The sequence below is a fragment of the Acinetobacter sp. YH12239 genome, from assembly GCF_013417635.1.
GTDB lineage: Bacteria > Pseudomonadota > Gammaproteobacteria > Pseudomonadales > Moraxellaceae > Acinetobacter.
In genome coordinates, this window is record NZ_VPDP01000003.1 from 238,511 (window position 1) to 254,073 (window position 15,563).

13 protein-coding genes and 1 pseudogene are annotated in these 15,563 nt (G+C 38.5%); 7 read left to right on the top strand and 7 right to left on the bottom strand.

All coding sequences use genetic code 11. The features are described from left to right. Positions 1 to 98 precede the first annotated feature (98 nt). Positions 99 to 1,040: a hypothetical protein gene (locus tag FTV17_RS05300; protein ID WP_179998471.1), complete on the top strand. Its 942-nt coding sequence runs from the start codon at positions 99 to 101 to the stop codon at positions 1,038 to 1,040. Positions 1,041 to 1,073: 33 nt separating this feature from the next. Further along, positions 1,074 to 1,223, top strand: a complete 150-nt coding sequence (locus FTV17_RS05305; protein ID WP_171076764.1) for a hypothetical protein — start codon at positions 1,074 to 1,076, stop codon at positions 1,221 to 1,223. A gap of 86 nt (positions 1,224 to 1,309) precedes the next feature. Here FTV17_RS05305 and serC read toward each other — a convergent pair whose 3' ends face one another. Beyond that, positions 1,310 to 2,392: a 3-phosphoserine/phosphohydroxythreonine transaminase gene (gene serC, locus FTV17_RS05310; RefSeq protein WP_179998472.1), complete on the bottom strand. Its 1,083-nt coding sequence runs from the start codon at positions 2,390 to 2,392 to the stop codon at positions 1,310 to 1,312. A gap of 309 nt (positions 2,393 to 2,701) precedes the next feature. Between serC and FTV17_RS05315 the strand changes: the two genes are divergently transcribed. The 4 genes from FTV17_RS05315 to FTV17_RS05330 are packed head-to-tail and all read left to right on the top strand — an operon-like array spanning position 2,702 to position 7,519. Next, positions 2,702 to 4,180, top strand: coding sequence for a TolC family protein (locus FTV17_RS05315; RefSeq protein ID WP_179998473.1), 1,479 nt, complete (start codon positions 2,702 to 2,704; stop codon positions 4,178 to 4,180). A gap of 11 nt (positions 4,181 to 4,191) precedes the next feature. Then, positions 4,192 to 5,283 (top strand): HlyD family secretion protein, encoded by a 1,092-nt coding sequence (locus FTV17_RS05320; RefSeq protein ID WP_179998474.1) that lies wholly within the window; start codon positions 4,192 to 4,194, stop codon positions 5,281 to 5,283. Continuing rightward, on the top strand, positions 5,283 to 6,422 hold the full coding sequence (locus tag FTV17_RS05325; protein ID WP_179998475.1) for an ABC transporter permease: 1,140 nt from the start codon (positions 5,283 to 5,285) through the stop codon (positions 6,420 to 6,422). Before FTV17_RS05320 ends, FTV17_RS05325 begins: the two co-directional genes overlap by 1 nt. Further along, positions 6,419 to 7,519, top strand: a complete 1,101-nt coding sequence (locus FTV17_RS05330; protein WP_179998476.1) for an ABC transporter permease — start codon at positions 6,419 to 6,421, stop codon at positions 7,517 to 7,519. Before FTV17_RS05325 ends, FTV17_RS05330 begins: the two co-directional genes overlap by 4 nt. Before the next feature lies 1 nt (position 7,520). On the opposite strand, the pseudogene FTV17_RS05335 reads toward FTV17_RS05330, so the two are convergent. The 6 genes and pseudogenes from FTV17_RS05335 to FTV17_RS05360 form a co-directional block, all read right to left on the bottom strand. Then, positions 7,521 to 7,944 (bottom strand): annotated as a pseudogene (locus FTV17_RS05335) (DUF3887 domain-containing protein). A gap of 72 nt (positions 7,945 to 8,016) precedes the next feature. After that, entirely contained in the window at positions 8,017 to 10,983 is a 2,967-nt protein-coding gene (gyrA, locus tag FTV17_RS05340; RefSeq protein WP_179998477.1) for a DNA gyrase subunit A, read from the bottom strand. Between the two features lie 304 nt (positions 10,984 to 11,287). Beyond that, complete coding sequence (locus FTV17_RS05345) at positions 11,288 to 11,797, bottom strand: hypothetical protein (RefSeq protein ID WP_257219889.1); 510 nt, start codon at positions 11,795 to 11,797, stop codon at positions 11,288 to 11,290. A gap of 331 nt (positions 11,798 to 12,128) precedes the next feature. Next, positions 12,129 to 13,061, bottom strand: coding sequence for an FAD-binding protein (locus tag FTV17_RS05350; RefSeq protein ID WP_092765976.1), 933 nt, complete (start codon positions 13,059 to 13,061; stop codon positions 12,129 to 12,131). 18 nt (positions 13,062 to 13,079) lie between these two features. Further along, a complete protein-coding gene (locus FTV17_RS05355) occupies positions 13,080 to 13,832 on the bottom strand; it encodes an electron transfer flavoprotein subunit beta/FixA family protein (RefSeq protein ID WP_179998479.1) in 753 nt (250 codons plus the stop codon). Between the two features lie 452 nt (positions 13,833 to 14,284). Beyond that, positions 14,285 to 14,893 carry a LysE family translocator gene (locus FTV17_RS05360; protein ID WP_179998480.1) on the bottom strand — a complete coding sequence of 203 codons (609 nt, stop codon included), beginning with the start codon at positions 14,891 to 14,893 and terminating at the stop codon, positions 14,285 to 14,287. Positions 14,894 to 15,005: 112 nt separating this feature from the next. Here FTV17_RS05360 and FTV17_RS05365 point away from each other — a divergent pair, with 112 nt between their 5' ends. Next, the gene (locus tag FTV17_RS05365; protein WP_179998481.1) at positions 15,006 to 15,500 is read left to right on the top strand and encodes an Lrp/AsnC family transcriptional regulator; all 495 of its coding nucleotides are present in this window, start codon (positions 15,006 to 15,008) and stop codon (positions 15,498 to 15,500) included. Positions 15,501 to 15,563 lie beyond the last annotated feature (63 nt).

The window sequence follows — 15,563 nt, forward strand, 5'->3', positions numbered from 1 at the left end:
CTTTTGGATTGCATAAAGAAAAAACAATTCAAGACTTGAAAAATATCAATTATCCTCGATATTACATAGAGTAATTCACTCAATCTTAGAATGAGCATATGAACAATCAAAACAAACCTGAAATTATTACGATAGAAGATCAAAGCTTTGGTAGCCATGTAGAACATTGGGCGCTGTTAACTGATGATCCGACTGTTCAGGTTCCAAAATGGTTGAGTGAAGCACTAAATGCACCTGTCATGCCGATGGGGATTTGTGCTGAAGAACAAGATATGGATCCGAATGTTTGGTTAATTCAAGGACCTAAACAACAACCTATCCAATTGGTTCAAGTCATTGCTGTAGAAGACAATAAACCTAAAGTAGTCAAAACAGCCTTCCCTACTTTTGATAGTCCTTATACGTTAAACGCAACGATTGAACGCATCATTACATGTAAGTCCAACACGCAAGCAGTGTTACAATTAAAAGTTAGTGATAATAGTGTGGTTTATGCTTTTGATAGCTTATACAGCGTGAATCAAATTCAATACCACAAAAATCAATCTTATAAAGTCCAATTAAATGCTTGGGCTTATGAGCTAGAAAAAGTTGCTGATCAAGAACAAATTGTTGTGGATGATCCAGCTTCAATTAAACACCATCGTGCTTTAAATGAAATTTTGAGTGAACACAATGGTGTAGCGCCAGATAATTTACAGCAGCTGATCGATGCTTGGGAACCTAAATCAGATGCCGATAAAGAACCTGTAACGGTCGATTTTTCGAAAATGGTGGCTTACTTGTACGGTGAAACCATGGGTCAGGAAGATGAGGCCTGGTTCCAAGGAAAAGTGGTTGGCAAGACCCAAATGCAGTTCAACGATCAATTTTATCAACTTTATGATGTAACACTTATTTTGGAAGATAACCAACCTGCTACACTTATTCGTATCGCGACTAAGGATGAGAATTATAAAAATTTCGAAATTGGTCAATATATTCGTGGAAATATATGGATTCAGGCGAATATTTATGCTAAAAATACATCAAATAAATAGGATTTAACTATAAAGTAATATTTAGGCTCCTAGATGAAAATTATACCGGAACAATCAACAGGCTTAATGGAACAAGCACGCCCTCGTATTCGAGTAGACAAGGGTGCTTACTGTTTCTTTTTCTTAGGTGTTTTCCTCGCTGCTTTTATTTTCCACTTTACCAATCTTATTCCAGCATTTTAAGAAAATTAGCGTTGATCACTTTCATCTACGTTTTAGATACATAAAAAAAACCTGTCATATGACAGGCTTTTTTTTACGATCTAATTTTAAGCATTGCGTTTTGCAAAGTCATCCATAAAGTTAACTAGTGCTTGAACACCTTCTAGTGGCACAGCATTATAAATACTTGCGCGCATACCACCTACTGAACGGTGACCTGCAAGGTTCAACAAATGATTTTCTTCAGCTTCTTTCAAGAACTGTTTTTCAAGTTCAGGTTTCGCCAAAGTGAAAGGCACGTTCATGATTGAACGGTATTCTTTAGCAATCGGGTTTGCATAGAAATCGCTAGAGTCAATATAACCATATAGTAATTCAGCTTTCGCTTGGTTTACTTTCGCAATTGCTTCTACACCACCTTGTTCAAGCAACCATTCAAATACAAGACCTGATAAGTACCAAGCATATGTTGATGGCGTATTTACCATTGAGTCATTTTTTGCTTGTGAACCATATTTCAAAATACTTGGAATCTCAGCTTTCGCTTGATCGAGTAAATCATCACGTACGATCACAAGCGTTAAGCCTGCTGGACCGATATTTTTTTGCGCACCAGCATAAATCAGACCGAATTTAGTCACATCAATTGGAGCAGACAAAATACTTGAAGATAAATCTGCAACTAATGGTTTATCTGTTGTTGGGATATTTTTAAACTGAATACCACCAATGGTTTCGTTGTCTGCATAGTGCACATAAGCGGCATCTTCAGATAAGTTCCAAGTGCTTTCTTCAGAAATTGCCAAATTACCATCAGCATCTTTAATGCCCGCTTCGATGACATTGATATCACCATAGCGCTGCGCTTCTTTTAAAGCTTTCTCTGACCAAATACCTGTGTGGATATAATCAGCTTTGCTGTTTTTACCCAATAAGTTCAATGGAATTGCAGAAAACTGTAGTGATGCCCCACCCTGTAAGAACAACACTTTGTAGTTTTCAGGAATGTTCATCAGCTTGCGTAGATCTGCTTCTGCTTTCGCAGCTACAGCAACGTAGTCCGAACTACGGTGGCTCATTTCCATGATTGAAAGACCTTTGCCTTGCCAATCTAGCATTTCAGCTTGGGCTTTTTCTAAAACGGCAGTAGGTAATGCAGCAGGACCAGCACAGAAGTTGTACGCGCGCATGAGTTTTCCTTATCTATGTGAGACACAATAAAATGGTGGCATTTAACCATATATGGCGCAGTCTTGCACAAAATTATTTCAATCTCAAACTGTAATTACAGTCAAAAAATCAATGTAGATGATGAGGATAAATTGAATCACCTTCATTTATTTGAAGAACCGACTAATTTTCTAAAATAGATTTTAATGAATACTGCAATTTCTTATTCATCTTCGAAACAATACTACAACTTTGCTTTTCACCCTCGAAGCAACGCCTTGATTTATAATCCTTCCTAGATCGACTGATAATAAAGTTTTGTTGACTTCATGAATCTTAAAAACAATAAACCTCGCCTCCTTTTTGGGTTAAGCATACTGACAGCTATGATGCTAAATATCAGTCAGAGCCATGCACAAAGTATCAGTTTTCAAGATGCTGAACGTCAACTATTACAAAGCTCTTATAGTTCACAAGCATTTTACCAACTAGAAAATGCAGCTAAACTCGAAGCAGAAGCCGTCAAAAATATCGGACTCCCCCGTGTCGACCTCAATGTCCGCGCCTACGCCTTTCATAGTGAAGTGGATATTCCACTCAAGCAATTTAAAAACAATTTAGAAAATGGTCTTTCCCAAGGTATTACAGGGCAAATTAATCAATGGGAAAGCCATAATGGCTTACCATCAGGCATCACTGAGCCTTTACAAAACGGAATTAACAACACAATTCATAGTAGTATTGGTTTAATCCCCGATACCTCTAACGTGATACTTGAAGATCAAGTCATACGCCCGACTATATCCGTAATGATGCCACTCTATACGGGTGGTTTAACGACGAGTGCAAAAGAAATTGCAACCATACAAGCTGGTCGTAGTGAACTCAGCAATAAACAACAACAAGATACACAGCGCTTCGAGCTAATCCAAGCTTATTTCAATGTACAGCTACAAAAACAACTTCAAGCTTCAACTGGTTTTAATCTCGATGCCATGCAACAACATTATAAAAACTCACTTAAACTTGAACAGCAAGGCTTTATTAGCAAAGGTCAGCGTATGCAATTTGAAGTTGCAAAAAATAATGCTGAGCGTAGTCATCAAAATAGCCAAGCCAATCTGAATGCAGCACTGTTTCAACTTAATAATTTACTACAACAAACTAGCATTACCGATTTAAGCACACCATTATTTGTAAATCGTTCAGAACCACAAAGTGTTAATGCCCTACTGAACAGTTTTAAACAAAACTCGACTTTGATACAAAAAATGCAAATGGACACTGAACTCGCCAAAGCCAATGTCAAAGCGCAACAAGCAACCAAGAAACCCAATGTGTTTGCCTTTGGTGAATATAGTCTAGATCACAATGAAAACTGGATTATCGGTGTCGCAGCGCGTTATAACCTATTTTCAGGCATTGATAAAAATAAAAATATTCAAGCGGCAGAATTAAAGCGTTATGCCACAGAGCTGATGACAGCACGTACTCAGCAAGAAATTGAAAATGTTATTTATAAATCGTATAGCGAAGCTGTCAGTGCACAACAAAGTGATGTGCTATTACAGCAAAATCTAAAAGCGGCTCAAGAAAATTTAAGGATACAAACCCTGTCTTTTAAAGAAGATGTCGGCACAGCCATGCAAGTCATTGATGCCCAAAATATGCTGAGTGGTTTAAAAGCAGAAATGGCTTTAAATGCCTATAAATATGTGATGTCACTCGCAACACTTTTACAAAGTCATGGTTCAATTGCTGAGTTTCAAAGCTTTATGCAACATACCAATACACACTATATTCGTTAATGGAGCATCCCATGACTGATAATCAAAAGCCAGATGATTCACTCGATCACGATGTTTCTAATCAATCTACCCTTTCAATAAAAGACAACGACATTGCAAATCAAGACATTCAAGCAGAAGAAAAATCAAAGAAAAAATATCTACTTTTGGCTTTAATTCCGATCTTTTTAGGCATTATAGGCTTTGGACTATGGAAAAGTTATCAACCTCAAATGATTGAGCTACAAGGACGTGTTGAAGCACAAACTGTTCAAGTTGCAACCAAAGTACCCAGCCGTATTGAAGAAATACTTGTACATGAGGGTGACACCGTTAAAAAAGGTCAAACGCTTGTTCGCTTAAAAAGCCCTGAAGTTGAAGCCAAAAAGCAGCAAGCTTTGGCTGCCTTACAATCAGCTCTAGCCTTACAATCGACTGCTGAGCGTGGCTCTCAAAATGAAAATATTGCGAGCCTCTATGCCAACTGGCAAGCTTTAAAAGCACAGCAAGACCTTGCTCAAGTGTCCTATCAACGTGCGGCAAATTTGTTTAAAGAAGGTGTTATTTCTCGTCAACGACGTGATGAATTAGCTGCTGCAGCACAATCCTCAGCCCAAATGACCGAAGCTGCATACCAGCAATATACACGTGCAGAACGTGGTAGCACACCTCAGCAAAAAAGCTCCGCAGATGCTCAAGTACAAATTGCACAAGCTGCTCTAAATGAAGCCAATGCACTTGAAGCTGAAACAGCGTTACTTGCTCCGATCGACGGTACAGTATCTAAAACTTACGGAAATTTGTCCGAACTCGTGGCAATGGCTGTACCTGTGGTCAGCTTGATTTCTGCTGAGCGTTGGGTGAGTTTTAATATTCGCGAAGACCAATACAGTGCCTTAAAACAAAATGCGACCCTTGAAGGATTTATTCCTGCCTTAAATCAAAATGCAAAATTCAAAGTAAAAAATATTAGTGCCGAAGGTGAATTTGCCACCATTAAAACTACCCGTCAAACAGGTGGTTATGATGTGCGAAGTTTTAAAGTGCATGTAGTACCACAAACTGCAATGCCCGAGCTAAAAGCTGGGATGAGTGTTTTGTTTAAACTTGAAGAGCCAAAATAATGCTGCCGTTTTGGTTAGGAGTTTTACGCGAACTCCGCTATCTTATCCATGAAAAATGGGACTTGGCTCTAGTCTTAGTAGCACCACTTTGCGTTCTAGTTCTGCTTGGCAGCATGTTTAACCAAGGCAAGCCGAGCCATCTGCCTATAGCAATTATTGACCAAGACCAAAGTCGACTCAGCCATGCCATATACGAGCGAGTCTCTCTCAATCATAGTCTTGAGATTTACACCGTATCTGAGCAAAGTGTAGAAGTTGAAAAACCTCTGAACCAAAACAAAATTTGGGGATATATCCATATTCCAAATGGTGCAGAACAACATTTGGTTGCCACACAGGATGCTGAAATTAGTATCGCGTTTAATCAAAGTTATTTTAGTATTGGTAATACGATTTCATCTGCGATGCTGGTCAGTACTTTAAGTGCTTTAGCAGAATTTAGTGGTCAACAATATCTCGGTACTGCCTTACCCTATGTCGATGCCCCCACGCCACATGTCAAAATATCGCCCTTATACAATCCACAACTCAATTATGAGTTCTACTTAGAGCCTTATATGGTTCCCGCAATTTTGCATCTTTTGCTGTGTTGCTGTATCGCCTTTGCCGTTGGACAAGAAATTAAACGGCATACATTAGAAAGTTGGCTACAGTCTTCAGGCTTATGGTCAGCATTACTTTCCAAAAATCTTGTGTATGTCTGTATATTTTGCCTTTGGACATGGCTATGGATGTTTTGGTTAATTGAAGTTCGAGGTTGGTTTATTGCAGGTTCTCTATGGTTGATACTACTCGGTCAAATTTTATTTTATAGTGCATACGCATTTTTAAGTTCAGCAGTTGTCCTTGCTACACAAGATTTATCTAAGTCATTTGGTTTTTTGGCAGTCTATGGTGGCTCATCATTAAGTTTTGCAGGCGTGACATTACCTTTAAACAACGCTCCTCTCTTTACTCAATTTTGGGCAAATATTATTCCGTTCACCCCCTATGCAAAGCTACAAACTGAACAATGGGTGATCGGTAGTCCACTGTCCATTTCAATTCAACCCATCATCATTTTATTGATCTATGTGGCTTTCTCCCTTGCTCTGGCTTATCTATTTTTAAAGAAAATAACCAAAGGTATGCAACAATGAGATCACTTTGGGCAGTCTATTTACAAACATTTAAAGATATTTTTTCGAATACGAGTATTTTCACCACACTGATTCTTTCAGTTGTGTTTTACAGTTTCTTTTACCCCACTGCCTATCTGGCACAACAGGCTGAAGCACTTCCCATTATTATTGTCGATGAAGAACAAAGTGCGCTAACGACCACGATTATCAATCAGGTTGGTCAAAGCCCAAATGTCGATATTAAAGCAGTCACAAGCAATTTTATTGAAGCGAAATCATGGATTGTAGAACAAAAAGCAGATGGAATATTACTGCTGCCTGCCAATCTTTCGCAATCAGTACATCATGGTGAAAATGGTGGGATTGGGCTGTATTTAAGCGCTGCAAATTTTTTAGTGACCAAACAAATTGGTTTAGGGCTGGTCAGTTCTGTTGAAAATACCTTAAGTGAATACGCTGAACGCTTTAGTAATATTTCTCAGTTCTCACCTGCGATTTCAATTCATCAAATTCCTTTGTTTAATACACTTTCTGGTTATGGAAGTTACGTATTTCCAGCTGTTGCTCCACTCATTATTCACCAAACAATTTTGCTCGGTTTAAGTATGTTGATTGCGATCTATCGTGAACAACATCGACCATTCAATCGTATGAATCTGCTTGGCATTGGACTTGCAATTTTAACCATTGGCTCTCTTGGTTGTTTTTATTTATTTGGTTTTACTTTCTGGTGGTTTGACTACCCACGTGGTGGTAATTTTATTGGAATGCTCATTGCTGTGCCTATTGCGGTATTTTGTATAATTTCGATGACATTACTTTTCGCAAGTTTTTTAGATCTGCCTGAGCGTGCAGGTCATATCATCGTTTTCACTTCTATCCCTTTATTTATGCTTTCAGGCGTAGCTTGGCCGCATAGTGCTATGCCCGAGTGGATGCAAATCCTTGGGCAAGCACTTCCATCGACGCAAATCGTGCAAATGTTTATTCAACTCAATCAAATGGGCGTGTCTATCGCACTCATTTTACCTAAACTGGCTTATTTGACCGTCTTTGGTTTGATCTGTTTAGGCTTTGCTTATCATCGTTTAATCAGCAAGTATCACAGCCCATAAATTATTGCGAACCACCAAAGACTTGAATATTAAAATTACGAATTTTTGTGCTGCCATTCGGTTGATCGAAGCTCACATCGTATTGCACTAAATTTTTAGGATAAGCAATTTCATAACTGACTTTGTATTGGCTCGGTGCTGCTGTACTTTCTTCGATTTTCTTAATCAATAGAGTTTTGGACTTGTACTGACATTTTGGAATTTGATGAGAGAATTTTTTCATAATTTTCTCATTTTCTTTAAAATGTGCCTGTAACTCAGGTTCTAAATGAGCAAGAAAATCCTCAAATTTACCATCTCGTAAGTCATCGTATGCAACTTCCGCAGCTTTGGTTTGTGCTGGACTTGGATCAGGAATCTCTGAGATTCCGATCACAAGCAGCCAATGCCAACACTGTTGTTAATAACCAAATTCTCTTTTGCATCCTATTATTCCTTAATCAATCTTGGTCGATAAAAAAGGACGCCTAAGCGCCCTTTTTCATATTTCAAAGGATTTATTCTTCTGGGGTATTGTTCATTTGTTCTGAAGCATCAACCACATCAGTTTCTACATTTTCAACATTCACTGTTTCAGCATCAAGTTCTTCAACAAACTCATCTTCTTCTACAGCTTCAATCGCTTCAACACCAACCAATGTCTCGTTTTCACCTAAGCGGATTAAACGTACACCTTGTGCATTACGACCCGTCTGAGCAATTTCAGATGCACGAGTACGTACTAGCGTACCACCATCAGAAATCAGCATGACTTCTTTACTGACATCGATCGCTACGGCACCAACCAGCTCACCATTACGATCAGATGTCTTGATCGCAATGACGCCTTTACCACCACGTTTCTTGGTCGGGAAGTCATCCACTGGCGTACGCTTACCGTAACCATTTGCTGAAGCACAAAGCACTTCACCTGTTTCCGGAACAACGACTAATGAAACAATACGGCTTATGAAATTAGAATCCGTATCTTCATCTTCTGAATCTAAATCATTGTCTTCAGTTTCTTCCGCTTGTGCCAATCCAATGGTGACACGCATACCACGTACACCTTTCGCAGATCGACCCATTGCACGCACATCAGTTTCTGCAAATCGAATCGCTTTACCTTCATTCGAGAACAACATAATTTGTTGTTCACCGTCCGTAATCGCAACACCAATTAGACGGTCATCTCCAGCTAACTCGATTGCACGCAAACCATTTGAACGTACATTAGAGAACTGCTCAAGTTCAACTCGCTTGATCGTACCGTATTCCGTTGCCATAAAGACATAGAAGTTTTTACGTAAGTTTTCTGCAAGCTCAGCAAATTCAGCAACTACTTCATCATCAAGATCTGTAGTTGATAATTCAATACCTAGCTCTTTCAGATGCGTACGCAATTCGTCTGATAGATCGTCACCATCTGCTAGATCAGCAAATGATTTTTCTAATGCATCATAGTGTGCAGCAATGATTTCATTTTGCTGCAATTGAGCTTGATGAGATTTAACAAACTGACGGAAATCCGCTAGACGTTCTTTAAATTTCTTTGGTGCATCAATCACTGGCAGAATAGCAGTAATTGTCTCATTTTCATCTAATGGCAATAAGTTCACCATAGGACGACCTTTTGCACCACGAGAAGCTTGAGGCACTTCAAAAACTTTTAAGCGATAGACTTTGCCGACATTGGTAAAGCATAAAACTGTTGCATGGTTGGATGTCACAATCAGATGTTGAATGTAATCATCTTCTTTCATAGACGTTGCTGATTTACCACGCCCACCACGACGTTGCGCAGCATAATCAGAAAGTGGCTGTGTTTTCGCATAGCCTGATTGAGAAACCGTTAGAACAACTTGCTCTTCTGGAATTAAATCTTCACGAGAGAAATCTACACGAGATTCTACAATCGCAGTACGACGCTCATCACCATATTGCTGAAGAATAAGTGCAAGCTCTTCACGAATCACGTTCATCAACAATTCAAAATCATTAAGAATTGCTGTCAACTCTGCAATTTGTGCCAAAATTTCAGAATATTCTGCATGCAGCTTGTCTTGTTCTAAACCAGTTAAACGATGCAAACGTAATTCTAAAATTGCACCCACTTGAGTTGGTGAGAGACGATAAATATTGCCAGATAATCCAAACGGTTTATTAGGATCTTCGCCTTCAATTTCATCTGGGCGAACAGAAACTGAACCCGCTTTTTCTAATAAAGCAACTACGCCCCCTGCAGACCATTCCCCTGCTTGCAAACGTTCACGTGCTTCTTGCGGATTCGCAGAGGTTTTAATGGTTTCGATGATGGCATCTATATTTGCTAAAGCAACCGTTAAACCTTCCAAGATATGACCACGTTCACGCGCTTTACGTAATTCGAACATCGTACGACGTGTTACAACTTCTTGACGATGGCGAATGAAAGCAGCAATGATGTCTTTTAAATTCATCAGCTTTGGCTGGCCATTATCCAAGCAAACCATATTAATACTGAATGAATTTTGAAGCTGAGTGTTTTGGAATAGATTATTGACAATTACTTCAGCGTTTTCGCCACGCTTTAAGTCAATTGCAATACGCATCCCTTCTTTATCAGATTCGTCGCGTAACTCTGAAATACCTTCGAGCTTCTTCTCTTTCACAAGTTCAGCAATACGTTCAATCGTTTTTGCTTTGTTCACTTGATATGGAATTTCAGTGAATACAATCGTCGTACGACCTGTTTTTTGGTCTTCTTCTAAATGGTACTTACCACGAATAAATAAACGACCTTTACCAGTACGGTAAGCATCAACAATACCTGATTTACCGTAAATGATACCGCCTGTAGGAAAGTCTGGACCCGAAATATGTTCCATCAATCCTTCAATGCTGATATTCGGATTATTGGCATAGGCTAAACACGCATTGACCACTTCAGTCATATTATGCGGCGCCATATTGGTTGCCATACCGACAGCAATACCCGTGACACCATTAATGAGTAAATTTGGTACACGAGTTGGCATAACTTGTGGGATACGCTCTGAACCGTCGTAGTTATCTTCCCACTCTACTGTATCTTTTTCTAAATCAGCTAACAGTTCATGCGTTAATTTACGCATACGCACTTCGGTATAACGCATTGCTGCCGCACTGTCACCATCAACAGAGCCGAAGTTACCCTGACCATCAACCAACTGATAACGTAAACTGAAATCTTGTGCCATACGAACGATTGTTTCGTATACAGCAAAGTCACCATGAGGGTGGTATTTACCGATTACATCACCAACGACACGCGCTGATTTTTTGTAAGCTTTGTTATAATCATTTCCAAGCTCATGCATCGCATAAAGAACACGGCGATGAACTGGCTTTAAACCATCTCTAACGTCTGGTAGTGCACGAGAGACAATGACACTCATAGCATAGTCGAGATATGAGCTCTTCAGTTCATCCTCAATGGCAATCGGTCGAATTTCCGATACGCTCATGCATACTCCTTATTACAAACAGCTTGAAGAAACTGCTCGATTTATATAATCAATCTTGCAAAAAATTAGCTCAAAATCTATGGAGCTAAATTCTAAAACTCAGCCGAAAATGATAGCACAAATCCGTATTTTTGTCCCTAAATTTTATGGATGATCTGTTTAATTTTATTCATAAAAATGACTAAATTTTCAACACAAAATTCTTAAACAGTATTACTCTAAAATGAATGATAAAAATCACTTTTTGCTACTTATACATAAAAAAAGATCCTCGTAAGGATCTTTATAAATACATGAATATTCTTCAATGATGAAGTTCGCGCTTGTCCGCTTTCATTAAACTAAAAGAAATTGCAAATAAGCTTAAAATCAACGGAAACTCATACAGCTCTTCGAGTAAGCTTTCATTACTATTTTCTGTGAGCAGGAGCATCCCTATAAAGCGATGATGCTCTATCGCATCAGAAACAACGAGCCCAATCACAGCCAAAACCAAGGCCCAAACTGGGATAATAGCTGTCTTAAACTTGTTCACAATCTCTGTGCGTAATTTTTGGTTCAATAGTGGAAAAACCACAGACCCAATCAATACAATTGAGATACCTCGAAAATAGATTTTTGGGACATCAGGGAAATAATCTCGCCCCCAACTGGTACTACGACCAAACAATAAAACCCACCAGCAAACAGCCCAAAGCCAAAACTCTTTCTTACCTTCTCTAAGCTGTAAAGGCTTTATGTAAAAATAGCTAATAGCTGCAAAGGACAACAATAAAAGAGCCTGTAAATTTTCAATCAGACGCACGTCTTCCATACCAAACACATTGAAATGGACTTGATTAAATAATGGAAAAATTAAACATGAGACCGCGATTAGAACAAGCGGTAATGTTATTCGGGTGTCGACCAGCAAAACACAAACTCCCTCATCAATACATTGAAAGTATGAATGAGCTTAAAAAATGATGGCGAATCATATCACAATTACAAAAAACATATAAAACGGTAAATTCTGATCCCTTGATGAGAATAATCTATAATTTTGTTTTATGAGATTTTTTTGATGATTAAATATAAAAATGCCCTGACCAAGTAAAATGAAATGAATCATTACTCGATCAGAGCATTCGTACAGCAATGCTGAATTAGATTTTAGAAACTAATTCTGGAACCACTGTATTTAAGTCACCTACTAACCAGTAGTCAGCTACTGCATTAATTGGAGCCTCTTCATCTTTGTTGATCGCAACGATCACCTTAGAATCTTTCATACCTGCCAAGTGCTGAATCGCACCAGAGATACCTACAGCAATATAAAGGTCTGGCGCAACGATTTTACCCGTTTGACCAACTTGCATATCGTTTGGAACGAAACCAGCATCTACTGCTGCACGAGATGCACCTTGAGCTGCACCAAGCTTATCAGCTAATGGATCAAGTACTTTATGGTAGTTCTCACCAGAACCTACACCACGTCCACCAGATACAACAATGCGAGCTGCTGTTAATTCTGGACGTTCTGATTTTACGATTTCTTCAGATACGAACTTAGAAATACCCGCATCACCAGTAGAAGTTGCAGCTTCAACCGCAGCAGATCCACCTTCAGCAGCAACTGCATCGAACGCTGTACCACGAACTGTACCAACAACAACTGATTCACCAGACTCTACAGTTGCAATCGCGTTACCAGCATAGATTGGACGCTTGAAAGTTTTAGGACCATCAACTGCAATAATGTCAGTAATCATACTTACATCAAGAAGTGCTGCAGCACGTGGAAGTACGTTTTTGCCCGTCGTTGTAGACGCCGCAAGAATGTGTGAATAACCTGTACCAATTGAAGCAACAAGCTTCGCTACATTTTCAGCCAATTGGTTTGCATATGCAGCATCGTCAGCTAAAAGAACTTTGCTTACACCAGCAACTTTAGCAGCTTCATCAGCAACTGCTTGAGCGCCTGAACCAGCAACTAATACAGTGATATCACCACCGATTTTTTGAGCCGCAGCTACAACGTTTAAAGTTGCACCGTTAAGTGCTTTGTTGTCGTGCTCAGCGATTACTAAAATACTCATGATTTTTATCCTTCTGTATTAGATCACTTTCGCTTCATTTTTTAGTTTTTCAACAAGCTCATCAACAGACTTCACTTGAACACCAGCTTTACGTTCAGCAGGCGCTTCAACTTTAACAGTCTTAAGCTTAGTTGCAGGATTAACACCAAAATCTGCAGGAGATTTAGTATCAAGCGGTTTTTTACGTGCTTTCATGATGTTTGGAAGCGCCGCATAACGTGGCTCATTCAAACGTAAGTCAGTCGTAATGATCGCTGGAAGTGCTAGTTCAACAGTTTGTAAACCACCGTCGATTTCACGAGTCACTTGTACTTTATCGCCTTCAACTTTAACTTCTGAAGCAAATGTACCTTGACCAGCACCAAGTAATGCGCCAAGCATCTGACCAACTTGGTTAGAGTCATCATCAATTGCTTGTTTACCAAGAAGGATAAGTTGTGGCTGTTCAGCGTCTACAACGCCTTTAAGAATCTTCGCAACTTCTAAAGCACCAAGTTGGCTATCATCAGCTTCAACTAGGATACCGCGGTCTGCACCAAGCGCCATTGCAGAACGGATTTGTTCTTGCGCTTCTTTAGGACCAATAGAAACAACAACGATTTCTGAAACAGCTCCTTTTTCTTTTAAGCGAACCGCTTCTTCCACTGCGATTTCACAGAATGGGTTAATTGACATTTTAACGTTGGCAAGGTCAACCCCACTATTGTCCGGCTTTACGCGAACTTTAACGTTGGCATCAACCACACGTTTTACAGCAACAAGAGCCTTCATGTAATCCTCGGCTGTTTTAACAGAAGTAAATATTCAGAAAAGTTATAATAACTCTTCATTTAAAATTTTTAGGTGTCCTATCTTGCAATGTGTTTGGCATTTCGGTCAAGTCACAATTCACAAAACTGCTGTAAAAAAGCGTAATTTTCGTTGAACGGAGCGTTCACAAAATTATTTTGTTAATAAATTTGTCAGCTTTTCAATATTTTTTGTAAAAAATTAAACTTTGATTTTTAATATTTTTTTAATTTATTAACTACATCAGTTGAATTGATGCTGTAGACTCTTATTTTACGTTGAAAAGCGTTGGCGTGAGTCACCAAATTTGAGGTAAAAAATGTCATAACAGACAGCAAAAATTACAATAACAGCTATTCTTTTTGAGTATAATTTAACCAAAGTTAATTCTATTTGAATAGAAAGCGCAAACATTAGTTTGCGTTTTTTTAATGTTAATTCACAATGAGCCATGTTGCTGCCAATGAAAGCATCACTCCCGAACCACCATCAATCCATTTTTGACGTTTTTCATTTATCCCTGTTTTCTGTGTCAAAAATGCAAATACAAAACTCAATGATGAATAAATAATTAAGCATAATCCAATAAAGATTAGGGATAAGACAATCCCCTGTCCCATAATCGAAGAGGTATGCTGGTTAATAAATTGAGGCAAAATCGCAAAATAAATAAGCATACCTTTAGGATTAAGTAAGGATGTTATAAAACCGCGTCTAATCGGACTATTGACCTGACTTTGTTTAATTTCAATATTTTTGTGATTAAGCGCAGATCGAATCAAATTAAATGCCAAATAAAGCAAATAACAGATTCCTAACCATTTAATCGTTTCAAAAATAATAGGGAAAGAAATAATGATAGCCGCAATACCCACAACGACTAAAAAAGAATGGACGAAATAACCTAAACACACCCCTAAAGTCGCCATAACGCCTGCTTTCGCATTTTTACCCATTACCTGTGACAGAATAAATAACATATCCGGACCAGGCGTAAAAATAAGAGGGATAACTGTCAAAGCAAATAACCAATAGGTAGACATTTTCTTTCTTCCATCATTAATGAAAATGAAAAAAAAGTATCTTCGAATTTACATAAAATAGGATTTCAAATATTCTATTTATTATTTAATTTTTAGAATTTAATTCTAACATATGAAAATAATATCTAAATCAATTTCAGTTAAATTAGATCGTATCGATAAAAGTATCATTCATGAACTTCAAACCAACGGTCGAATTCAAAATAATGATTTAGCCAAAGAGATTGGCTTATCACCATCCTCTTGTTTAAGACGCGTAAAAATTCTCGAAGAGGCTGGAGTCATCCAGCAATACACAACCATTGTTGATCCTCAAAAAATCGGATTACAACTTATTCTATTTTCGCGTATTTGGTTGGTGGGACAAGACGCTGAAACCATCGATACTTTTATTGAGGCGATGAAAGAACTCCCTCAAGTCATGGAGTGCTATATTATTTTGGGCGAATGTGATGCGATGTTAAAAGTTGTCGTACCTGATTTGGAGAACTATCGTAAATTTCAGTCAGAACACTTAACCAAAAAAAATGGCATTACCAGTGTGAAAACGGATTTACCCAGTCAAATCATTAAACAAAGCTATCAACTGCCCCTGCAATCAATTTAATACCATAAAGCAATCGATCCGACTGACTTTTCAGATCGGACCGATTATCCAATTTGATCTAGT